This is a genomic window from Paenibacillus sp. FSL H7-0442, assembly GCF_038593105.1.
Lineage (GTDB): Bacteria > Bacillota > Bacilli > Paenibacillales > Paenibacillaceae > Paenibacillus > Paenibacillus polymyxa_D.
Map to the genome: position 1 here is coordinate 5,128,846 of NZ_CP151963.1, position 23,897 is coordinate 5,152,742.

Genomic DNA, 23,897 nt, shown 5'->3' on the forward strand with positions numbered 1-23,897 from the left:
AAATAGTACCGAAAGTTTTCTGCTTTTGGCACATATATATGAATATTATGGCACACGAGTACGCTATCAAGCTTATCAGACAGGAGACATCTGCATTATGAAAAAAATTCATTTATCTGTCATTTGGATATGGTCTGGTGTTCTGGCGCTAGCCATGTTGTGGGGAGGACTTCATCTGTACGCCGACAGACAAACACTGCCGGAGGGAGTGAGGGTCGGAGGAATTAACGTAGGAAGCATGGATCACACAGCCGCTCTTCGGCTGGTGGATAAAAAATTGGATGCATTGAAGCAACGTCCACTACTTCTGACGGACAGTGACAGCAGTGCACAGGATATAAAAATTACACTCGGGGAAGCAGGAATTCATTATAAAGCGGAGGCATTTCGGAATGCCGTGACGGCACTCAGCTCGGAGCATCTATGGACTCGTGTGCAGACACGTTTTAGCTTCGAGAAGGAATGGTCTATCACATCTTTCCGACAGGAGGAGATATTAAGGGCCCAATTCGGAGCCGATTGGGAGGAGCAACGATATGGCATGCCTATCAATGCTGTGCGACAGATTGACGGGAATGATCAGGTTCGTTATATTCCGGGGCGCTCTGCCCGACGCCTAGATTGGCCCAGATTGGACGCCGCACTAGATAAGGCGCTGCCCAAGGATTTTACCGCTTCGGAAGAGCCCGTACGAGTGGAATTACCTTTCCGTCAGCTGGAGCCGAAAATTTCAGTAGACAGTCTGCGTAACGAAGGGATTGAGCGCAAAATCGTCCAGTTCTCCACCAGTCTAGGCAGCAGCTCGGAAGGACGCGTGTACAACGTTAACTCAGCGGCAAGCACCGTTGATGGTTTAATTCTCAAGCCTGGCGACATATTCGACTACGGCCAATTGATTGCCAAGGCTGAGCGCACTCATGGCTTTCGTGAAGCTCCAGTGATCGTGAACGGTCAGTTGGAGTCCGGTATAGGCGGCGGGATTTGTCAGGTATCCAGCACGGTGTATAATGCAGCGCTGCGAGTCGGTTTGGACATTGTTGAGCGCCGCAACCATTCCTTGCCGGTCAGCTATCTGCCCAAAGGTCAGGATGCGACTTTCGCTACGGGGTCCATTAATTTCCGTTTTAAAAACAATACAGGCAAGCATTTGTTACTTCGTGCGGCTGTCCAAAACCGAACACTTACTGTTAAATTTTTTGGTACATTTCCGTCCAATATTTCGTATGAACTGGAATCCCATACGGTTCGCGTACTTCCCATACCGGAGAAAAGACTCCGTAATGACTCACTTTCCCCCGGCTTCTATCAAGTACTTCGGCAGGGCAAAGAAGGGTATGTGGTAGAAACATTTCGAGTAAAAAAGGTAGACGGAAAAGCCGTAGATCGCACCCGAATCAGCCGCGATACGTATCGAGCGCAGCAACGCATTATAGCTAGTTATGGCGGTGGCACATCGTCTGAGCCACAAACACGTGAACCCGAGAAGTCTATTGTCGAGGATGGTATAAGCGAATAAACGAAAAATCCCCCTTCCATTGTCGGCTGGACTTGTTCCAGACAGAATGAAAGGGGGATTTTAGCTATAAATTACTCGCTGCGTTTACCCAAAACAGAAATTTCTACAGGCTCACTTTCGTTACCGTCTGCATCTTTAGCTTTGATTACCAGTCTAACCGTTGCTTTTTGAGTAAGCACACTGATACTAAATGTGCCATCATCTTTGGCTACTGCACTACCGATAGGCAGTTCGTTGGAATAGGCGGTTACTGTGGAACCTGCTTTAGCTGTCCCCGTAATTGTACTTTCTCCGTCATACACATCGTTGACTTTCAGTACTCCCGTAGTTGCAACTGTGTCTGTAGTGCTATCTGTAGTCGTATCCGTAGTTGTGTCTGCATCTGTGTTGGTATCTATTGTTGTAGAGTTGTTCGTAGTCGTGCTATCTGTGCTGGTATTTGTGCTGCTATCTTCTGTTTCGCTGCCAGAAGTAGTCGACGTGTTACCATAAGTGGAATCTGTCACGTTGCTGTATGTGGAATCCGTTACCGTTCCACCAGGAGTCGTCGTCAGATTATCAACAGGGCTCAGGTTGTAGCCGGAAGCAGCGTCCAGAATAGCAATTGCCTCTGCACGAGTCAGCGACTTCAGTGGCTGAAATTTACCATCCGGATAACCGTTGATGATTTTTTGCTCCGCAGCTGCCGCTACACTTTTCTTTGCCCAAGATCCAATTTTGTCGGAGTCAATAAATTTAGTAACATCTGCTGCGTTACCCGCAGTGAGTCCAATAGCTTTGCCTACGATAGCCGCAGCCTCTTGACGTGTTACCTTACCATTTGGTTTGAGCTTGTTACCTGCATAGCCGCTTATGTAACCTGCATTCACGGCACTTGTCAGCTCGTTGTATGCCCAGTGAGAAGCTGGTACATCTGTGAACGTTCTGCCTCCATTACCGTTTACTTTTACACTGTCCGCATACGTTACGTCTGTCACAGCTGGAGTATCCTGCGTGAACGTACCCAAGCTGCGGTTCAGAAGAACAATAAATTCTGCACGTGTGATTGCCGCATCCGGTTTTACCGCGCCGTCCAATTGTCCTGTGGCTGACCAGCGTTGCACCTGATCTCCTGCCCAATGTCCATTTGTAGTTTGAGGAGCAGCTGCCGCTGCGCTGAATGCGCTAAGAATAAGACCTGTACTCAATACACCTGTAACTGTATTTCTTAACTTTTTTCCCATGCTATAAATTCCTCCTCTGATTGGATTCATCATTCTTTTTTAAACACTTTACCAGAAATCAAACCCAAATAACCCCCAAATTAAAAAAATCGTCCCATATAACCATACCCCCTCCTAATGTAGGATAAATAAGAAACGGGACTTAATACCTAGTCGCTCACTTGGATATGTATATTTAGACAGGCTAAGGTATACTGAATGAATACTCAGTCATATGCTGAACACCGCAATGAGGTCACAAACCCCTAGGAAAAGAGGTCTTCTTATGGCTCTTATTCAATGTCAGTTTTATTCGGAAGTTCTTGGTCTGAGCACATCCATGAATGTTATTCTTCCTCAGGCAACCCGTTCACAAATTGGACTAGAGGGCAAGCAAGGAACCGGGTCACATCCGACGCTGTATTTGCTGCATGGCCTATCGGACGATGATTCAACCTGGTTGCGTCGAACCTCCATTGAACGCTATGTGGCCTCATTGGGCCTGGCTGTCGTTATGCCCCAAGTACATCGGAGTTTCTATACGAATATGGAGCAAGGAGCGGCTTATTGGAGCTTTATCAGTGAAGAATTGCCGGCTTTGGCACGTTCATTCTTTCCTCTATCCGACAAGCGTGAGGATAATTTTGTAGCCGGACTTTCTATGGGTGGATATGGTGCTTTCAAACTGGCACTCCAGCATCCAGAGCGGTTTGCAGCCGCTGCCAGTCTTTCGGGAGTCATGGATTTACACGCATCACGCACCGATCCTATGCAAAATGCGATGAGTCCAGCGGAATGGCTTAACATTTTTGGGCCAGATGAAATACGCGGAACAGATCACGACTTGCTAGAGTTGCTACAACGTCATGCTGCCTTGGGGACCTCACTCCCCCGACTCTACCAATGCTGCGGTACGGAGGATTTCTTATATAAGGGGAATCAGACTTTTCGTGAAACATGTAGTACCGTCGGGGTTCCGCTGACCTACGAAGAAGGTCCTGGAGCGCATGAATGGGGATACTGGGACGCGAAAATTCAGGATGTTCTGGCATGGCTACCGCTCAAAGAGCACTAAACAGGTTAAAAAAATCCCCGTAGCTTCTCTCATCGCACCATGGCGAAGGGATAGGCTCGGGGATTTATTATATGCACATTAGGGATTTGTTGTGGTCTCCGTTGATGGAGATTCTTTAGTTAGTGACTTAGGCAGTACTTTATACAGGCGCCACTCGCCATTAAACTCACGTTCAAGCTGAACCCATGGGGCACCATGTTCATATAAGTTCGGATATACCATATTGATCTTACTCAGTGGCATGCCTGACATGATCTTAGGTACAAGGATATAATCCACATGGTGATCCTGCGGATAACTTAATGCCTTATTGAACGAATAATCGCTGGTGATCAGGAAGCGTTTAGGATGTTGGCTGTAAACAATCATGGTGTAGGCTGAAGCCGAATCGGTCATAATGGTAGACTTCGGCAGATGCTCATCCAACCAAACGGCAATCCTACGATCTGACTCCTGTCTCACATAGTTCACATTACCTGTCCGTGTGAGAAAGCTGTTCTCATCCGGTGCAATATCCGGGCGAGTCAACGCATAGGAAAGTAATCCAGCGGTAAGCAGCAGACTGACGGATACCAGGCCAAAGGCTGCCCTCCGCCATCGTCCCTGAAGCTGGCTCAACTCATAAGGCAACCAGGCTATGGTAATTGGGAATACATACATAAAATAACGAAACCATCCATACGAAGATTGCTTCATCATAAGTAAAAACTGCAATCCCGGCACTGATAGGAACAGCAGCAAAATAATCAGGGTTCCCCATCGGAACAAGCGTCCACTCAACAGACGAATGAACAGAATAGCCAACAACGGTACCGAATACCAAAGTGTTTTGGAAGCAATAAATTTCAAGGCTACCAGCGGATTGGAGAAAATCTCTACAAACTTATCATCATTCAGCAGCTCTGCCGATTGGGCCGTGTTCGAATACTCCGAATTCAGGAAGTAAAAAGCATTCCCCATAATGAGATAGTTAAAGAAAATCCATAACAGCCCGGAAAAGACCACGGGGAGCAGAAGCAGTAACCACGTTGCCTCGACCTTGTGCAGTTTTTCTCGCAAGGCCAGCTCGCGTCTGCCCATGTTTCGATGGAGAAACAAAACCGCCAAGACCACGCCACCTGCCATTGCCACGCCCAGAGGAACCGCTTCATAACGAGTCCAGAACGCCATGGCAAGCGCTAATCCAGAAACAATCAGACTTGCCGTCATGCGATCCTTGAGCCACAATGCAAACTCAATCACCGTCATCATAATGAAATATATGTATAGCGAATCACTCAGCCCATTGGCACCAAACAGTAAAATAAACGGATTCAGTGCATACAACAAAGCCAGCAGCAAGCTCATACTAGAGCTGAGCCCTGTTCTGACACCCGCCCGATATAGCAACATAGCGGTCAAAGCAGAAAAGGTAGCACTCAAAATAACAGCAGCCAATCCATAGGTGGCTAATGCCGGAAAGATTGGATACAGCAGTAGAATCACCATTTCCAGAAGACTGGGTAGTGGATTCCAGATAAATCCGATGGCGCCCAGATGCGGGTCGCGGCTGTACAGCACGTAAAATGCGTTAGCTACGCGACTGAGCGCGTCTGTGTGCATATATCCCAGAACATAGCTGAAATAGATGCCCGCAGAAAGTTCCAATGCAAGTATAAATACAAACAGACCTATAGCCATCCATCTGCTTGCAGACCATTTGCGAAAGGACATTCCTCTCGTTCCCCCTCAAACTTCTTGCGGTGATACAGCTGTAGCCCACTCACACCCTACAGCTGTATTCTTCCCTCCGCTACGATGCACTAAAATATAATAATTATTTCGATTCTTCATGCTCTATTTTGTACAGTCGCCACTGCCCGTCAAAGTCATGTACCAACGAGGCCCACGGCGCTCCCTTTTCGAATAAATCAGGATAGCTCCGGTTTACCTGATCCAGCGGTACCCCATCCACCAAGCGCGTGACCAAGACATAATCCACCTTGGAAGCAGGCAGATCTATTAAAGATTCCCCAAAATCATAATCACTCGTAATCATAAACTTCTTCGGAATTTTGCTGCTCAAAATGATCGGATAGGCGGCATAAGAATCTGTCAAAATAAGAGATGAACCATAATACTCATCCAGCCACGGCGCTATTTTCCGCTCAATAATTTGACGTTCGTAGCTTTCATTACCACTATGCGTCAAATAGCTGTGTTCATCTGCTGCAATCGCGGGGTTCGTCAGTGCGTAGGATAACAAGCCTGCTGTTACCAACATCCCTGCCGTTACCAGTGAGATTCCGATCCCCCGCATTTTCCCCTTCAACAGACTAAGCTCATACGGCAGCCAAGCAACCGTAATCGGGAATACATACATAAAATATCGGAACCAGCCAAACGAAGAATGCTTAAACATCAGTAAAAGCTGAAGCCCGGGTACCGATAAAAAGATTGCTAATAGCGTAAGCGTGCTCCAACTCCACAGACGTTTGTCCAATAGGCGTATAAGAAAAATGGAAATTAACGGAGCCGCATACCATAAGGTTCGTTGCCCGACAAACTTTAGCATCAGCACAGGGTGAGCAAACATTTCTACAAAGCGCTGATCCTCTAACAAAGCCGCTGATTGTGTGGAATTGGAATATTGCGAGCGTAAAAAGTAAAGCGGGTCGCCCATGATAATCCAGTTAAAAAAGAGCCACAGCAAACCGGAAAAGACAAGCGGCAGCAACAATAGAAGCCATGTCGCTTCTACCTTGTACAGGCGCTCTTTTAAAGACAATTGCGTTCTAACGCTCTCTCTGTTTGTACGCCACCGATGCAGAAAAAAGATCGTCAGCAATACACCCAAAGCCATCGCAACGCCAAGCGGAACCGCTTCATAGCGCACCCAAAAAGCGAGTGCAAGTGCAAAACCGGATACGATCAAATTCGCCGCCTTGCGATCCTTCAACCACATACAAAATCGACTCACTGTCAACAGGATGAAAAAGATATATGGCGAGTCACTTAAGCCGTTGAAGCCAAACAGAAACATAAATGGATTCAGTGAAAATAATAGCGCAATCAGCAAGCTGGTTGCACCGTGAAGCCCCAACTGTTTGCCCGTCGCATACAATAATGCCGCGCTCGCCCCTGCAAACAGGCTGCTCACAATCACTGCCGCCAGCCCGTGGGAAGCGAGTACTGGAAATAAAGGATAAAACAACAGCACGATCAGTTCCATCAAACTGGGCAGCGGATTCCATACAAACCCGATAGCACCCAAGTGTGGATCACGACTGTATAGCACATAAAATGCATTAGCCACTCGACTGAGCGCATCGGTATGCATATAGCCAAGATGCCATGCAAAATACACACCCACCGCCAGTTCAAGAGCAGCAATAAAAGCAAACAATGACAGCAATTTTCCGTGTTTTCTTAAAATCATGAAACCTCTTTCTGACGCTGTTGCGGAACGGAGAAGATCCAGTAGCGGTTCCAGAAATAATTATGAACAGGCACGATGATGGTAGTTAGTACTTCACCGATCAGATACGACCAACCGATCCAGTGAATGGTCGCGTACATCAGGGCGGCATTTAAGAGTAAGCCACAGGTACAGACCAATAAATATTTAAGAAACTGGGTGCGGCTTCCCTCACCGGTAGGCTCGAACGTCCAGTTTCGGTTCAGCACATAGGAAACGAGCAGCGTAACCACGAATCCTATTGTAGTAGCCATTACTGCAGGTACCGTAAACAGCTCCACCAGCAGCACAAGTACACCAACATGGATACCTGTACCCAGCAGTCCTACAATACCGTATTTAATGATTGGATACTTTAGATATGAACGTCTGATCATGTTGATTAAACTCCCTGTCCACCCACAATCGGTCAGCATTCGCCCGTTTATCTGCTATCAGATAGCGAGGTCTAGCTTTGACTTCGTGATATATGGCGGCAATATATTCTCCTACTACTCCGATCGACAGCATGAGTACACTGCCGATAATCAAGAGCAGCAAAATGACAGTGGTAAAACCGGTCACAGCGTCACCCATTAATTTACGCATTAAGGTCTGAATCCCCAATACGACTGAAATCAGCATAAAAATGAGGCCCATTAGACTTACAACCCGCAATGGTACTGTCGAAAACGAAACGATCGCTTCTGCTGCCAGTCGAGTCAGCCCTAACGGACTCCAGCGGCTTGGACCCTCTTCGCGTGGAGCCACTCGGAAAGAAATCTGGGTTTTACGGAAACCGAGCCAGGCCGTCATTCCGCGAAAAAACGGCATCCGCTCTGGCATCGCCATCCAGGCATCCACCACTCGTCGATCCAGTAGCTTATAATCGGAGGCATCCTTGAGATTAAAGCCCGTCAAGCGGTTCAAGGTCGCGTAGAACAAAGAAGCTCCAAGCTTTTTGCCCACCGACTCTTCTCCCCGGAATTCTTTCACACATTCGACCAAATCATAACCTTCATTTTGCCATAAACGCACCATTTCTCCAATCATCTCAGGAGGGTGCTGCAAATCACCGTCCATGACAATGATTGCATCGCCAGAGGCATTTTCCAGACCTGCGCACAACGCCAGTTCCTTACCGAAGTTCCGACTCAACCGGAGCGCGAGCAAAGAGGGCATTCGATGGGATAATTCAGACAATTTAAGCCACGTATCGTCCTTGGAACCATCATCTACAATGATGAGTTCATAGCGTGAGGTGACAACAGACAGTACCCCATCAATCACCTTAAGCGAACGCTCAAGATGCGAGCTTTCATTGTACATGGGAATGACGACGGATAAAAAAGGTGTTTTTGTCTCCATTCTTGCTCCTTCTTTCTTCATATTCAGGAGGACTGTGCCGGGGTATCATCCAAGTCGTGCATATCGGTCAGACCATGTGTCGTCTTTTCCCAATAGAACGGCTTGGTAATGAGCTGCCAAGCTGCTTTCACCGCAGCTATACTCATTAGTACCCAATATAACGGCGAGAGTAGCCCATATTTGACCATCGCGTATGAAAATGTTCGTTCACCGCGCTCTTCCAGTTCCCCGATGACCCAATACATTCCGGCCACGTTACTGAATACGAACAGAAAGTTACCGATATAAAATTCCGCGCTGGCCAGGTAATACACATATCCCGGGAACAGCTTGGGAATAAAGGACAATTCCCAGCCAAACCATAAAATAAGCAAGCCCCAAAAAATCGGATTCAGCAACGGCAACATTGGAGTTGCCAAAATCATCACCTGAAAGCCGAAAAAACCTTTCCAGCCCACTTCGCGCACCAGCTTCACCGGATTGCGCATATGAACCAGCCACGTCTGCATATACCCCTTGATCCAGCGTGACCGCTGACGAATCCAGTTGCCCACGCGGCTGTTAGCTTCCTCCCATGTACGGGAATCGACAATAGCAGTTTTGTAGCCGCCTTTATACAGACGTATGCCCAGATCGGCATCCTCGGTTACATTATAGGGGTCCCACGCATTAATATCTTTCAATACAGATACCCGAAAATGATTGGATGTGCCACCTAAAGGAATTGGGGTATCTAACTGCATAATACCCGGCAGCAGTAGCTCGAACCACATACTGTATTCTTGAGTGAACCAGCGGGTCAGCAAATTTTGTGTACTATTAAAGTAGTTGAGCTTCGCCTGAATACACGCATAATGCTCAGGGAGTGAATCGAACGCTGCAATGACCTTTTTAAGCTGATCAGCGTCGGGACGATCCTCAGCATCGTAAATCACGACAAACTCGCCACGTGCCCGAATAAGTCCATAATTACATGCCTTCGGCTTGGTTTTCGGCAAACCGTCTGGAACGACCAGTGTCGTGTAATAGGCCGGCAGCTTCATTTCCCGAAGTAGCTCGATCGTCTCAATGTCATCCTCTTCAATCAGCAGCCGCACGTCCAGCTTGGACTTGGGATAATCCAGCTGCTCCAAATTTCGCAACAACATCGGAAGCACGCCCGCTTCCTTATACATAGGTACAAGAATGGTATAGATCGGCAGTTTCTTTTCATCCATGGCGTCAACCTCTTCCTTCGTAAAACGAAGCTGCGCCCCACGCCGGGAACCAAGATAAATAATGCCAAATTTAAATAGCGTCATCGCAAAATAAAACAGCTGAATCATCATATTGATGATCAACACCGTTTTCCAACTGTTCCAGAAGAGACCGAGCAGTGTAATCATACCCATGGCTGCGAACACCCAAAGTTGTCCCTTTGTAAAAGTCGTCCGCGCCGAATTGTGCGGTTCTTTTTCCAACAGCCCGGTCGTGCTCTCCTGCATCATTTCTTCACCGTAGATTTTACCCCAGAGCTGCTCCATCTCTTCCTTCGTAGCAAGCACCTGCTCTACCGGCATACCCAGAATTTCCTCCAGCTTCAAGCGTCGCTCTTCTGGCAGCGGATCGCTGACCGCCACAATATATCGGTTCATATATTGATGGATAACGACCACGCCATAAGCCATTGCCACTTGCTCGGGTAGTTTGTACGCCGCATCCAGCGCGAGTTCCTCACCAATACGCCCGATCCGGTTCTGTGTAGCAATCGCGCGGTACAAATCCGCAGGTTCCAGCATTTGCAATGACAGCAAGATGTCGCCCAGCAGCCCGCCGCTCTTCGCCTGGAACTCCAGTGCGCGTTCCAGTTGTTCCGGCAATATATAACCGGAACGAACCAGCATATCGCCTAGGCGCTCCTTGGACTCGTCGCCGCCAACCTGTTCCTGTAGCTGCTCGGCTGTAATGAAGCCCATTTCTACAAGAATATCGCCCAGCCTACCACCGTAGCGCTTCTGGTTGCGGATGGCATCTGTCAGCTGATCGCGGGTGATCATCCCGTTCTCCACCAGTTGATCCCCCAGACGGGCCTTGCCGTTTCGGCCGCTCCGCGTTCCTGTTGCGGCCTCTTCGCCTTCCGTACCAGGGATACTGGAAGCAGTGACCATAGCAGCTCCTGCTGCTGTCTGTTCCTGCCCAGATGCATATTGGACTTGAGCCTCCTGCGCCTGTCCATCCTGTATCCCTTCATCCAGCAATTGTTCCACAGCTGCTGCTGTATCATTGGCGTTCCGTATAGCCTGGATACGAAGTTCTGTATCCTGAAGTCGCCGTTCCAACTCTTCGATATGAAAATCAAGCTTGTACAGCACCGGAGCCTGCTCTGACCGCTGAGCCTCTAGCTGTTGTTGCAGTTGTTCGATTCGCTGACGCTCTTCTTTTATTCTTCTCTTGGTTTGGCGAATTGAAACTCCTCCAACCTGCCACCTAAGCTTGTCACCCATGAATTCCCGCCCTTTCAATCCAGCGCCGCTCTTCCGCAAGCGCATCTGCAAGCAGCTGCTTTAACTCCGCATCCCGCTGCTTTTTCCGTTCCAGCGCCGCGTGAAAAAGTTCCCGCTCCTCGCGCAGTAACTCCTCCGCTTGTATCCGTTCCTCATGCAATGAAGATATCAGTTGATCGGCTTCAGAAGCGCGATAACCGATCCAAGCGCTCTTTAACTGACGCGCCGTCCTTTTAGTTCTCATAATACCTCCCTGAATCATCCCGACTCTGCCTATTGCTACGTCACTACTTTAAAGCATATACATGCCGTTCTCCCAAAACCAGGACATACCTCTATTCTCATTCAAGCCCTTCATTTACACATTTATGAAATTCACTTGACCAAAAGAGCCCCTAGTAACTTGACATTTATTTATTGAATATAGTTCTTGTCCTATTGAATTGGTAATTCAATGAAAAACTTAGTGCTATTCTACCATAATCACCGTAGACGTAGTATACAAAAATGTAAATTCTAGAAACTTTCACACTAGTGTAGTAATAGGTATTTGGAACTATGAATTAATGCCCCAAAAAGCACAAAAGACACCGCGAACGGTGCCTTAGAATCTTTGATTGCTAATTCCTTAAAATTTGATTTTACACAGTATACCGCTACTGTGCAAGAGAATAATATCTTTCTTTACTGATTAATTTTTCGGCTTGTGCCCTTCAAACCATGTTGATGTATTCGCCAGGAGCTGTTCACTGCGCCCAATGGCTGCCTGTACCTGACCGGTAGCGGTTCCACCATATACATTCCGTGCATTCACTACCGCTTCCGGTTGAAGTACCTCATAGATACGCTCATCAAACAAATCCGAAAACTGCTGAAATTCGTCCAGTGTCAGATCAAGCAAATATTTTCCATGCTGGATGCAATACAGTACGGTTTTGCCAATGACCTCATGCGCCTGACGGAACGGAAGCCCTTTGCCGACCAAGAAGTCCGCAATATCCGTTGCATTGGAGAAGTCCTGGTTGACCGCTTGACGCATGCGATCCTTGTTCACCTTCATCGTGGCGATCATCGGTGCGAACAGTTGCAAGGCTCCTTCCAGCGTGGCAACGGTATCGAACATCCCTTCCTTGTCTTCCTGCATGTCCTTGTTGTATGCCAGCGGCAAGGATTTCAATACAGTCAACAAGCCCACGAGGTTTCCATAGACACGTCCGGTTTTACCACGTACCAACTCCGGTACGTCCGGATTTTTCTTCTGCGGCATAATGCTGCTGCCTGTACAAAAAGCATCATCCAGCTCGACAAAACCAAACTCCGTGCTGCTCCATAGCACCAATTCTTCGCTCAGACGAGACAAATGCGTCATAATCAGCGAGGCGCCAGCCAGGAACTCTACGATAAAATCCCGATCGCTGACGGCATCGAGGCTATTTTCATATACGCCATCAAATCCCAGTTGCTCGGCTACAAAATGACGGTCGATCGGAAAAGTGGTCCCGGCCAAAGCACCCGCGCCAAGCGGCAACACGTTAATCCGCTTGTAGCTGTCTTTGAGTCGGTCAATATCACGCTCCAGCATAGACACATACGCCAGCAGATGATGTGCAAATAAAATAGGCTGCGCACGCTGCAAGTGTGTGTATCCAGGTACAATCGTGTCCAGATTATCCTTTGCTTGGCCGATTAATGCAGCTTGTACATCATGCAGCATACCCACCAGCGATACCACACGTCCACGCAAATACAAGTGCATATCCGTTGCTACCTGATCGTTACGGCTACGCCCAGTGTGTAGTTTACCCCCCACTGGACCAATAGCCTCGATTAGATTTTTTTCGATATTCATGTGAATATCCTCATCCGAAACGGAAAATTCAATTTCCCCACGGCGGATACGCTCCAGAACGGTGTGCAGTCCTTCCTTGATCGTGTCTGCATCCTCCTGCGGAATAATTCCACATTTTCCTAGCATGGCCACATGAGCCAAACTGCCTTGAATATCTTCTTCCGCCAACGCCTGATCAAACCCGATAGAAGCCGTATATTCCTCTACCAGCTTGTTCGTTTGCTTCGTAAACCGTCCGCCCCATAGCTTACTCATTGTATGATCCCCTCTCTGCAATACAAGCCGCCCTCGTCGTTTGGACAAGAACGGCCCGCATCCCGTACATTTTTTAGGTTACATCATTATTTATGATTTTGTGTTACACCCGCGTTAACCTTCAAACGCAGAGCATTCAAGCGGATAAAGCCTGTTGCATCGCCTTGATCGTAGGCTTGTGTCGGATCGGCTTCCATGGTCGCAATGTCCGGGTTGTACAAGCTAACCGGACTTTTAACGCCTGCGCCGATAATGTTGCCTTTGTACAGCTTCACACGCACGGTACCACTGACATTTTTCTGACTCTCATGAACCAGAGCCTGCAAAGCGACACGTTCCGGTGCGAACCAGAAACCGTTGTAAACCAAGGTAGCATAACGGGTAATCAGACTATCACGCAGATTCATAACCTCGCGATCCATCGTGATGGATTCCATTTTGCGGTGAGCTGTGAACAGGATCGTACCGCCCGGCGTCTCATAGACTCCCCGACTTTTCATACCAACAAAACGGTTTTCCACCATATCCACGCGTCCGATACCATGCTTGCCGCCGAGCTCATTCAGTTTTTCCATCACTTGCAATGGACTAAGCTGTTCTCCGTTCAAAGCGATGCAGTTACCTGCTTCAAATTCCAACTCCAAATATTCTGCTTCATCAGGAGCGTCCTCAGGCGCGTTACTGAGCAAGAACATTTCTTTATTTTCAGGAGCACTTGGATCAAACCAAGGGTCCTCCAGCACGCCGCTTTCATAGCTGATATGCAGCAGATTACGGTCCATGGAGTATGGCTTGGCTGCAGAAGCAGTTACCGGAATGTCGTGTTTTTCCGCATAGGCAATCATTTCTGCACGGCCCGGGAACTGATTGCGGAACTCTTCCAGCCGCCAAGGTGCAATCACCTTGATATCCGGCGTCAACGCCGCCGCGTTCAGCTCGAAGCGTACCTGATCGTTACCTTTGCCTGTTGCCCCGTGAGCAATGGCTGTTGCTCCCTCGGCAATCGCAATATCGACCATCCGCTTAGCGATCAATGGACGTGCAATACTCGTTCCGAGCAAATATTGTCCTTCATATAAAGCACCCGCCTGAAACATCGGATAGATAAAATCCTTGGCGAATTCATCACGCAGATCATCAATGTACACTTTGGAAGCCCCTGTAGCGAGTGCTTTTTCCTCCAAACCGTCCAGTTCTTCTTTTTGACCAATATCTGCGGTGAAAGCGATGATTTCAGCATCATAAGTTTCTTTGAGCCATTTCAGAATAACCGACGTATCCAGACCGCCGGAATATGCGAGTACGATTTTTTCTTTTGCCATTGTTAAAGTCCTCCCCGAATGCTTCTAGCCCTTATCTTCTTTACCTATCAATACCTATCAATCTTATGCCATTAAAGCAACTAACAGCGCTTTTTGCGCATGCAGACGATTCTCCGCTTCATCAAAGATGACCGAATTCGGACCATCGATTACGCCTGCACTCACTTCTTCCCCACGATGCGCAGGGAGACAATGCAGGAATAAATAATCCGGCTTTGCCAGCTTAACCAGCTCCTCATTCACCTGAAAGTCGGCAAAAGCAAGCTCCCGCTCCTTCTGCTCTTCCTCAAATCCCATGCTCGCCCACACATCTGTGTAGATCGCATCCGCATCTTGTACTGCTTCCTGCGGACTTTGGGTTATAACGATCTCACTACCTGTCTGTTTGGCAATTTCACGGGAAGCTGCGACCACACTCGGGTCAGGCTCGTATCCAGCTGGACTTGCAATCGACACATGCACTCCAAGCTTCGCCCCCCCAATCAAGAGAGAATGAGCCATATTGTTACCGTCTCCGATGTAAGCCAATTTGAGCCCTTTTAGCTCACCCTTTTGCTCATACAAGGTTTGATAATCTGCTAGCACTTGGCACGGATGCGCCAAATCACTCAATCCATTGATCACAGGAATGGACGCATAACGTGCCAACTCTACCACATTATCGTGTCCAAAGGTACGAATCATAATGCCATCCAGATAACGTGACATGACTTGGGCCATGTCGCTAATCGGTTCGCCGCGTCCCAGTTGAATGTCATTTTTGCTGAGGAAAAGGGCATGCCCACCCAATTGATACATACCGACTTCGAAAGATACCCGTGTGCGGGTAGAGGATTTCTCGAAAATCAGTCCGAGCGTTTTCCCTTTTAGCGGCTGATAGGTTTCCCCGTTTTTATGCTTACGCTTAATTTCAACAGCGAGATCAATTAAATACTGGATTTCCTCTGGCGAGTAATCGTCCAGCTCCAGGAAGTCCCGTCCTTTCAAATTCATCTGCTGCAGTGCGCCGCCCTGGCTCATGCTATCGTCTCCTTTTACACTCTAGTCTGGGATGATTTGATCTTTACACTAAGCCACATGCTCCCGAATCAATTCAGCAATCCATGTTACAGCCTGATCTATTTCGTTTTTCGTTACATACAAGTTAGGCAACAGGCGAATCACATTCGGTCCTGCTGTAATGAACAGAATGCCCTTCTTCTGTCCTGCCAAAACAAGCTCCGCTACCGGCTCTGCACACTCAATGCCGACCATCAAACCTTTTCCACGGATATCCTTTACAAAAGGACTATCTCCAAGCTGCTTTTGCAGGCTATGGAAGAGGTAATCTCCCATCTCTGCTGCACGTTCTGGCAGCTTGTCATCAATAATCGTTTCAATAGTAGCTTGAACCGCCGCCATAGCAAGTGGCGTACCTCCAAAGGTAGAACCATGACTGCCCGCTGTGAACGCTTCACGCAAATATCCTTTGCCTAGCATCGCACCCACAGAGAAACCACTGCCCAGTCCTTTCGCCAATGTAAAGATATCTGGCTCTATACCATAATGCTCAAAGGAAAACAGCTTGCCCGTCCGTCCCATACCTGTTTGCACTTCGTCAATGATCAGCAGCAAACCATGCTCGCGGCATAGCTTGGTGATCACGTCTACGAAAGCAGGGTCTACCGGATACATGCCGCCTTCGGCCTGCACCATTTCCAGCATAATTGCCGCCGTATTCTCACTGATGGCTGCTTCAAGCGCCGTCTGATCATGAAGCGGAACGCTTTTGAATCCGGCGGGAAGCGGTAAAAAGCCTTCTTTCACTTTGTCCTGACCCGTAGCGGTCAAGGTTGCCAGCGTCCGTCCGTGAAAGGATTGCGTGAACGTAATGATTTCGTAGCGACCGGTCTGCTTTACCTTCTGGTGGTAACGACGCGCCAGCTTAATTGCAGCTTCGTTCGCTTCGGCCCCGCTGTTGCAGAAGAACACGGCATCTGCGCTGCTATGGGCTGTCAGCAAGGCAGCTGCCCGTTCCTGCCCCGGTATATGAAACAGATTGGATACATGCCACAATTCATCGATCTGTTTTTTCAATCGTTCAGCTACTGCTTGAGGCGCATGGCCCAAATTAGTAACGGCGATGCCTGACATGAAATCCAGATAACGCTTGCCCTGATCGTCCCACAGCCAGCTTCCTTGCCCTTTCACCAGTGTAAGCGGGTATCTTGCGTAGTTTGGAAAAAGAGAGCTATTTGTCTGCGCTTTTGCTGACACCTTTTCCGTTTGCACTTCGCTTCCATCCGTACTTGGCATTTCCTCGCTCACCAGCGTATTCGGTTCCTTACTCATTATGTTCACGCTCCTTTATCGTTTGGTTATATAGGTCGAGCTATATATTACAATTACTGCATACGCACAATGCGTGTTCCAATCGATTCTCCGCCTAGCACACGACTTAGTACCTGCGGTTCGCTACCGTTCACAATGACGACTTCCTTCACTTTGCCGTGGATACAGGCAATAGCCGCTCTCACTTTCGGGATCATACCCCCATATATTTCACCTGTGCTGATCATATCCTCAATTTCCTGTACGGTGATAGAGTCCAGCACTTTCTTTTCTCCGCCATACTTCTTCAATATGCCTGGTACATCTGTAACGACGATCATCCGACTGACCCCCAGATGAGAGGCTACCGCACCCGCCGCCGTATCCGCATTAATGTTGTAACGCTGACCAGATCGATCAATCCCGATGGGGGCAATAACAGGCATATAGTCCATATCCAGGACACCTGTAATAATCGAGGCTTGAACAGATGTTACCTCTCCGACCCAACCGACCTCAGCAGCATTCGACACAGGCTTGGCTTCGATTAAATAACCATCACTACCTGACAACCCCAACGCTCGGCCCCCATGCAGTCCTATTCTACGTACAATCTGCTTGTTAATGCTACCCGCCAGTACCATCTCCACGACATCCAGCACGGGTTCGGTCGTTTTGCGTAATCCATGAATGAACTCTGTTTCGATCCCCAGCTTCGCCAAGTTGTCGGAGATCGCAGGGCCACCGCCATGTACAATGACAGGTTGAAGACCTTCCGACTGCAAACGCGCCAAATCTTCAAAAAAGGAATCAGGTAACGCAGCCAGCGTACTTCCTCCGCATTTCATCACAAAATTACGACGTGCCACTCCCGCATGATTCGCTTGATCCGCGTGTTCCACTGCCGATTGCATATCATCTCTCCTTTTCTTCTCCGCATATCCGTGCAATTTTTAAATGATGCTGGACTTATATCCGCTCTTTGCTTCTATTAACTACTATCCTTATTCAATCCGTATTTTATTCGGGTATCTATGTCCGATAAGCTGCGTTAATCCGCACATAATCATAGGTTAGGTCACAGCCCCATGCTGTAGCGGTTCCGTCCCCGTGATGCAAATCAACAATAATTTGCACCGTATCTCCCCGCAAATAGGCTAGCGCCTCTTCTTCATCAAAAGCGACCGGACTTGATTGGCTTAGCACAACAATATCACCCAAGCGAATATCTACCGTTTCTGGATTAACTGGCTCTCCAGCACGCCCTACGGCCGCAATAATCCGTCCCCAATTCGCATCTGCTCCGAAGACGGCTGACTTGACCAGACTGGACCCAACCACCGTCTTGGCTATCGCTTGAGCGGACGCATCGCTTACCGCTCCGCTTACAGACACCTCTACTAGCTTCGTAGCACCCTCTCCATCGCGAGCAATTGCCTTCGCCAGTTCTCGGCAGATATAGGTGAACGCCTCGGCAAAAGCGTCCCAATCGGGATGCCCTACGTGCAGTTCACGGTTGCCAGCCAGCCCACTTGCCATAGCAATCAGCATATCGTTCGTGCTCGTATCCCCATCCACCGTAATCATATTAAAGCTGGTATCCGTTGCCTGCTTTAATAGTTGATGAAGCGCCGTCTGTCCGATTACTGCATCACAGGTCATAAAAGCGAGCATCGTTGCCATATTCGGATGTATCATGCCCGATCCCTTGGCCGCCCCGGCGATGTGCACGGTCACACCGTCCACTTCAACCGCCACACATGCTTCCTTTTTAACCAAGTCCGTTGTCAGAATGGCTTGGGTAAATTGCTCTGCTCCATCGTTTGCCCCGTTCATACGGTCAGGTAAGGAGGATATACCTTCAAGCACACAATCCATTTTCAAATGCTCGCCGATCACGCCTGTCGAGGCGACGGCTACATTGCTCTCAGCAACACCCAGTTCATGAGCCGCAGCCGAACGCATAGCGTAAGCATCCTGCTCTCCTTGTTGTCCCGTGCAGGCATTGGCGTTTCCGCTGTTCACCACTACTGCCTGCAATCGACCATCTGCCAAGCTCTCGCGGGTCACCTTCAGCGGTGCAGCCTGAAACACATTGGTGGTGTACACCGCAGCAGCTGTCGCTTCTACCTCACAACGAATCGCGCCCATATCGTTGCGGTTCGAATTTTTTAGCCCGCAGTGTAATCCTCCGGCTGTAAAACCACGCGGAGTTACGATGTTACCCCCGTTTACTACTGTAAACTCTACTTTGCCCATAATTATGTGCCCTCGTTCGCAACATATTCGATGAATGACAGCTGTTTGTATTCCAAATTCCCGCTCGCTGCCGTTATCCGTATCCATGTTGCAGTTACTTGCTACTTACGGATATACCGGTATGAAGCCTAGCCCGAGGTTCTCCTCCCATCCCATCATCAAATTTAAATTCTGAATCGCCTGCCCAGCGGCACCCTTCACAACATTATCAATGACAGAAATAATCGTAAGACGCCCGGTTCGGGCATCTGCTGCAAAACCAATGTCACAGTAATTCGAACCCATTACTTCCTTCGTTGCTGGCCATATACCCTCGCCACGTACACGGACAAAAGGATGGCCTTTATAATAATCCCGGTATAACCCGATAAGATCTTGATCTGTATGCTCACCCTTCAGCGTGACATAAATCGTACTCATAATTCCTCGGGTCATAGGAACAAGTTGTGTTGTAAACGTAATCGTAACGTCCTCGCCCGCAATATCGCCCAGTACCTGTTCGATCTCAGGGATGTGCTGGTGCTTATTCACCTTATAAGCCTTAAAATTCTCGTTCATTTCCGCATAGTGCGAAACGAGGCTTGTTCCCCTACCCGAGCCGGATACACCGGATTTGGCATCCACAATCAGCGACCGATGGTCGATCCAATCCGCTTTCAGCGCAGGAATAATCCCCAGTAATGTTGCAGTCGGATAACAGCCTGGATTAGAAATAAAAGAAACGCCCGCCAGCTTTTCTGCATACACCTCACTGAGTCCGTATACTGCTTGCTTGAGATACTCGGGTGAAGCCGCAGGCTTTTTATACCATGCTTCATACGTTTCTCCGCTTCGAAGCCTAAAGTCCCCGGAAAGGTCAATGACCTTCAGTCCGGCATTAAGAAGCTGCGGCACTAACTTAGTACTAACGCCCGATGGCGTAGCAGTGAAAACCAGATCGGCCTTGGCAGCAATTTCGTGGACTTCGACACCGTCCAAATCCTGCACCACAATGTCCGTCAGATGTGGAAACCCGTCACTGATTGGGACACCCGCGCTGGATGAAGAAATAACAGATACAATCTCTACTTGCGGATGATGAACCAAAAAACGAATCAGCTCCACCCCGCCATACCCGGTGGAACCGACAATTGCCACTTTTAACTTGCTGCTCACAGACCTTCCTCCATTCCGTTCCTATGAAATATGTATTATTATACGACTCTATTCATATAAATACAACACCTCATGTCATGTTATTCCTCTAAATTTAAAATATGCGCTCTTACCTATTCTTTTGACGGGCAGGCTGTACGGGCTATAATAAAGGAAATAAAAAATAGACAGAGAGCCTCTTGAATACAGTCTGCCGTTTTGCATAAAGAAAAGGGGGATATTCCCTTTAAATTATTTCACATATTGGTATTCATCTCGATTGGTCATTTGCTGCACTTTATGAACTTGTTGAACATGAAGGGAAGTACACGTAGCACTACACACAAGCAAATCACATGGGCTGCATCTAGTGAATCTGCGCAGAGGAGCCGCTAAAGCGGATAATTGGGGTCGAAAATAAACCAAAACGTTAGGAGTGCTACACATCGAAACATATACAGCGAATATCGTTATAGATGCAAAGGCAAAGTTAGGCGAGGGTCCCAGCTGGGATCAGCGGTTTCAACGGTTATTTTGGGTCGATATTGAAGGTTTTCAACTGCATATCTACGATCCTTCTACGTGCACAGATCGTACAATAGAGGTTGGTGAACATATTGGTGCAGTTGTACCTTATCTCAAAAATAAAGTGATCGTAGCGCTGATTAGCGGTCTATATTGTTTGGATATTGAGACAGGGGCCAAAGTATTAATTCATGATCCTGAGGAAGGTAGACTAGGTAATCGTTTTAATGATGGAAAATGCGATCCTGCAGGACGTTTTCTAGCAGGAACAATGAGCTTAAATGACGAACACGCGCAAGGAGCATTGTATAGTCTGAGCACTAAAGGCCACGTCTCCTTACTGGTTGATAAAGCCTCCATATCTAATGGATTAGCCTGGAGCGCAGATCATCGTACAATGTATTACATTGATACTCCAACATTGGAGGTCGTCTCCTTCGATTACGATGTGGCACAAGGCACTATTAGGAATAAGCAACTGGTGGCTAGATTGGATGAAAGTGAAGGGTATCCAGATGGCATGACAATCGATGCAGAGGGCATGTTGTGGGTCGCGCGATGGGGCGGTAAACGTGTCTCCCGTATCCATCCTGCTCATGGAGAAGTGATTGCTGAGGTGTCGCTCCCCGTCAATTGTGTGACTTCGTGTGCTTTTGGCGGTGAACATCTGGATGAGTTATATATTACGACTGCTCAAGATGATGATAGTGCCGATCAACCCTTAGCAGGCGGTCTATTCATGGTCAAAACAGGGGTGAAAGGAACGCCAACCTCGTATTTTAATCAAGGACAACCTGCAAATTGGCTTGAACGATTAGTAAAATGAATCTAGTAAAGCCATACTGAAGAGAGAAGAGCCTACTATATTAGTGGGCTCTCCTGCATTGATTCAGTTAAGAGCATGCCTCAGACAGGCCCCTTTGTTTCAGCTTTCCTTCTTAAACCCTTCACCCAATACCTCACGAGTATTACTAATAATCACAAAAGCCTCCGGGTCTACCAAACGGACGAGCGTTTTAAGGCGAGTTACCTCGTTTTGTCCGACTACAACCATAAGCACAGGACGTTCTTCGTTCGTGTAACCGCCCCGTCCCGCCAGTTCTGTCAATCCCCGGTCCAAATCCTGCAAAATAGCCTGCGTGATCGTTTCTTTCTGATTGGATATGATGTAAGCCACTTTGGAGTAGCCCAATCCCATTTCCACGGCATCAATGACCTTGCCCGTTACAAACAAGCCGATCAACGCGTACAACGCCCGTTCTGGCGAGAGGGTAAAACCAGCCAGTGTAATCACCGTGCCATCCATCAACATGACACAGAGAGAAAGACTAAAACCCGTATATTTTTGAATAATCTGCGCCAAAATAGCCAGTCCACCCGTCGAGCCCCTGCCCCGAAACACGGTACCCAAACCCAACCCTACTCCGATTCCACCATATAGCGAAGCCAGCAACGGATTGGTTGTCGGAACTGCCCAGTCCTTCGTAACATAAACGAATAGCGGCAGCATAATACTTCCCAGCAAAGAACGCAAACCGTATTTTTTCCCTAACAGCAGGACCCCTGCTATAAATAACGGAATATTCATTCCCCACTGCGTATAGGCTGGTTCCAGGCCAAACAGCTCCTCGCCCAAGATAGACAAGCCCGATACCCCCCCGGATGCAATCCGGTTTGGGAGCAAGAACATGTTAAAGGTCAGCGCTGTAATGAAAGAGCCGAGTATAATCAGCAAAATATCGGTCACGTTGCGTGCGGGTCCGCTGGCGGCAATCAGAGGCTTGCGTCGTCTTCGGCGAGCAGCGGGAGGATTCAATTGAGGCATCATTCGTGTTCTCCTTTAATTAAAAAATACCGTTACACAAAAATTCCTACAGTCTGCAGGCACATGGTCTGCGGACTGTAGGAAAACGTACAGGCTATTATTCTGCGTCCAGCTTAATTTGGCTGCGCAGGTAACCATCGATGAAGGGATCGAGATCGCCATCCATGACAGCCCCTACGTTGCCAGTTTCCACGCTAGTACGGTGATCCTTAACCATGCTGTATGGATGGAACACGTAGGAGCGAATTTGGCTGCCCCATGCAATATCGGACTGTTCTCCGCGGATTTCATCCAAATGCTGACGCTGCTCTTCGATCTTACGCTCGTAGAGCTTGGAACGGAGCATCGTCATGGCACGCTCTCGGTTCTTGATCTGGGAGCGTTCATTTTGACAGGTCACGACAATACCGGAAGGTAAATGCGTAATCCGAACGGCTGAATCGGTCGTATTAATATGCTGACCGCCCGCACCACTGGCCCGGTACGTATCAATTTTAAGATCTTCCGTGCGGATCTCAACGTCCACATCATCCGCAATTTCAGGCACCACATCACAGGATACGAACGATGTATGCCGACGGCCGGAGGAATCAAATGGAGAGATACGAACAAGCCGATGCACGCCTTTCTCCGCTTTCAAATAGCCATAGGCATTATAACCTTTGATCAAAAGTGTTACACTCTTAATTCCTGCTTCATCACCCGCTAGATAATCCAGGGTCTCTACCTTAAAGCCCCGTTTTTCAGCCCAGCGAGTATACATCCGTAGCAACATTTGTCCCCAGTCTTGGGACTCCGTTCCGCCTGCTCCCGGATGCAACTCCAGGATGGCATTAAGTTTGTCATACGGCTGATTCAAAAGCAATTGCAACTCAAACTCCTGAAGCTTGCTCAGCAGAGAACTGACACTATTCTCGATTTCTCCAGCCAGTGTTTCATCGCCTTCCTCATCAGCCAGCTCAGCCATCATGCCGGCATCTTCGTATTCCTGACGAAGCTGTTCATAGCTGTCTACTGAAGACTTAACAGCGTTCATTTCTGCAATTACACCTTGGGCTTTATCATTATCATCCCAAAAGTCAGGTGCAGCCATCTTTACTTCAAAGTTTGCGATCATTTCCTGTTTGAGATCTAAGTCAAAGAGACCCCCTAAGGTTTGTTAGTTTCTTGCCTATTTCTCGCAAATCATGCTTTACACTTGGATCAATCATGCTGTCATTCTCCTTTTAATATATGGTTAGGGGAAGTAAAAGCGTTGTGAGTTACGGCTGGGTGAAGAGACGCTGCGCGAATGATTTGATCTTACGATCGCTGTTGCAGCGAGATGCCCTTGATTGG

The 23,897-nt window shown here is 48.1% G+C and carries 19 protein-coding genes; 3 read left to right on the top strand and 16 right to left on the bottom strand.

Going from position 1 to position 23,897, the window contains the following annotated elements; genetic code table 11:
* The first annotated feature begins 97 nt into the window (after nt 1-97).
* Nucleotides 98-1,516: a VanW family protein gene (locus MHH57_RS22685; protein WP_029514551.1), complete on the top strand. Its 1,419-nt coding sequence runs from the start codon at nt 98-100 to the stop codon at nt 1,514-1,516.
* A gap of 71 nt (nt 1,517-1,587) precedes the next feature.
* On the opposite strand, the gene MHH57_RS22690 is transcribed toward MHH57_RS22685, so the two are convergent.
* Complete coding sequence (locus MHH57_RS22690) at nt 1,588-2,739, bottom strand: S-layer homology domain-containing protein (protein WP_069010686.1); 1,152 nt, start codon at nt 2,737-2,739, stop codon at nt 1,588-1,590.
* A 265-nt stretch (nt 2,740-3,004) separates the two neighbouring features.
* Here MHH57_RS22690 and MHH57_RS22695 point away from each other — a divergent pair, with 265 nt between their 5' ends.
* On the top strand, nt 3,005-3,793 hold the full coding sequence (locus MHH57_RS22695; protein ID WP_069010685.1) for an alpha/beta hydrolase family protein: 789 nt from the start codon (nt 3,005-3,007) through the stop codon (nt 3,791-3,793).
* A gap of 78 nt (nt 3,794-3,871) precedes the next feature.
* On the opposite strand, the gene MHH57_RS22700 is transcribed toward MHH57_RS22695, so the two are convergent.
* The 13 genes from MHH57_RS22700 to argC all read right to left on the bottom strand — a co-directional run bounded on the left by MHH57_RS22700 (nt 3,872) and on the right by argC (nt 20,230).
* The gene (locus MHH57_RS22700; RefSeq protein WP_342434547.1) at nt 3,872-5,506 is read right to left on the bottom strand and encodes a glycosyltransferase family 39 protein; all 1,635 of its coding nucleotides are present in this window, start codon (nt 5,504-5,506) and stop codon (nt 3,872-3,874) included.
* A gap of 103 nt (nt 5,507-5,609) precedes the next feature.
* Nucleotides 5,610-7,211 (bottom strand): glycosyltransferase family 39 protein, encoded by a 1,602-nt coding sequence (locus MHH57_RS22705; RefSeq protein ID WP_342434548.1) that lies wholly within the window; start codon nt 7,209-7,211, stop codon nt 5,610-5,612.
* Nucleotides 7,208-7,627 (bottom strand): GtrA family protein, encoded by a 420-nt coding sequence (locus tag MHH57_RS22710; RefSeq protein WP_342434549.1) that lies wholly within the window; start codon nt 7,625-7,627, stop codon nt 7,208-7,210. The genes MHH57_RS22705 and MHH57_RS22710 overlap by 4 nt, the downstream gene beginning before the upstream one ends.
* Nucleotides 7,590-8,597, bottom strand: a complete 1,008-nt coding sequence (locus MHH57_RS22715; RefSeq protein WP_029514557.1) for a glycosyltransferase family 2 protein — start codon at nt 8,595-8,597, stop codon at nt 7,590-7,592. Before MHH57_RS22715 ends, MHH57_RS22710 begins: the two co-directional genes overlap by 38 nt.
* A gap of 23 nt (nt 8,598-8,620) precedes the next feature.
* Entirely contained in the window at nt 8,621-11,080 is a 2,460-nt protein-coding gene (locus tag MHH57_RS22720; protein WP_318627920.1) for a glycosyltransferase family 2 protein, read from the bottom strand.
* On the bottom strand, nt 11,073-11,324 hold the full coding sequence (locus MHH57_RS22725; protein WP_029514559.1) for a hypothetical protein: 252 nt from the start codon (nt 11,322-11,324) through the stop codon (nt 11,073-11,075). Before MHH57_RS22725 ends, MHH57_RS22720 begins: the two co-directional genes overlap by 8 nt.
* Before the next feature lie 447 nt (nt 11,325-11,771).
* Entirely contained in the window at nt 11,772-13,184 is a 1,413-nt protein-coding gene (argH, locus tag MHH57_RS22730) for an argininosuccinate lyase (RefSeq protein WP_013312248.1), read from the bottom strand.
* A gap of 86 nt (nt 13,185-13,270) precedes the next feature.
* Nucleotides 13,271-14,506 carry an argininosuccinate synthase gene (locus MHH57_RS22735; protein WP_069010680.1) on the bottom strand — a complete coding sequence of 412 codons (1,236 nt, stop codon included), beginning with the start codon at nt 14,504-14,506 and terminating at the stop codon, nt 13,271-13,273.
* A 63-nt stretch (nt 14,507-14,569) separates the two neighbouring features.
* Complete coding sequence (gene argF / locus MHH57_RS22740) at nt 14,570-15,526, bottom strand: ornithine carbamoyltransferase (RefSeq protein ID WP_165146279.1); 957 nt, start codon at nt 15,524-15,526, stop codon at nt 14,570-14,572.
* Between the two features lie 48 nt (nt 15,527-15,574).
* Nucleotides 15,575-16,837 carry an acetylornithine transaminase gene (locus MHH57_RS22745; RefSeq protein WP_318627922.1) on the bottom strand — a complete coding sequence of 421 codons (1,263 nt, stop codon included), beginning with the start codon at nt 16,835-16,837 and terminating at the stop codon, nt 15,575-15,577.
* 53 nt (nt 16,838-16,890) lie between these two features.
* Nucleotides 16,891-17,730: an acetylglutamate kinase gene (gene argB, locus MHH57_RS22750; RefSeq protein ID WP_029514564.1), complete on the bottom strand. Its 840-nt coding sequence runs from the start codon at nt 17,728-17,730 to the stop codon at nt 16,891-16,893.
* A 118-nt stretch (nt 17,731-17,848) separates the two neighbouring features.
* On the bottom strand, nt 17,849-19,075 hold the full coding sequence (argJ, locus tag MHH57_RS22755; RefSeq protein ID WP_069010676.1) for a bifunctional glutamate N-acetyltransferase/amino-acid acetyltransferase ArgJ: 1,227 nt from the start codon (nt 19,073-19,075) through the stop codon (nt 17,849-17,851).
* Nucleotides 19,076-19,180: 105 nt separating this feature from the next.
* Nucleotides 19,181-20,230 carry an N-acetyl-gamma-glutamyl-phosphate reductase gene (gene argC, locus MHH57_RS22760; RefSeq protein ID WP_342434550.1) on the bottom strand — a complete coding sequence of 350 codons (1,050 nt, stop codon included), beginning with the start codon at nt 20,228-20,230 and terminating at the stop codon, nt 19,181-19,183.
* 415 nt (nt 20,231-20,645) lie between these two features.
* On the opposite strand from argC, the gene MHH57_RS22765 reads away from it, so the two are divergent.
* Nucleotides 20,646-21,560, top strand: a complete 915-nt coding sequence (locus MHH57_RS22765; protein ID WP_342418963.1) for an SMP-30/gluconolactonase/LRE family protein — start codon at nt 20,646-20,648, stop codon at nt 21,558-21,560.
* Nucleotides 21,561-21,659: 99 nt separating this feature from the next.
* On the opposite strand, the gene MHH57_RS22770 is transcribed toward MHH57_RS22765, so the two are convergent.
* The gene (locus MHH57_RS22770) at nt 21,660-22,559 is read right to left on the bottom strand and encodes a YitT family protein (protein WP_069010671.1); all 900 of its coding nucleotides are present in this window, start codon (nt 22,557-22,559) and stop codon (nt 21,660-21,662) included.
* Nucleotides 22,560-22,656: 97 nt separating this feature from the next.
* A protein-coding gene (prfB, locus tag MHH57_RS22775) for a peptide chain release factor 2 (protein ID WP_141695457.1) occupies nt 22,657-23,770 on the bottom strand; the annotation gives its coding sequence in 2 pieces (ribosomal slippage) (nt 22,657-23,697 and nt 23,699-23,770; 1,113 coding nt in all).
* Between the last annotated feature and the right edge of the window lie 127 nt (nt 23,771-23,897).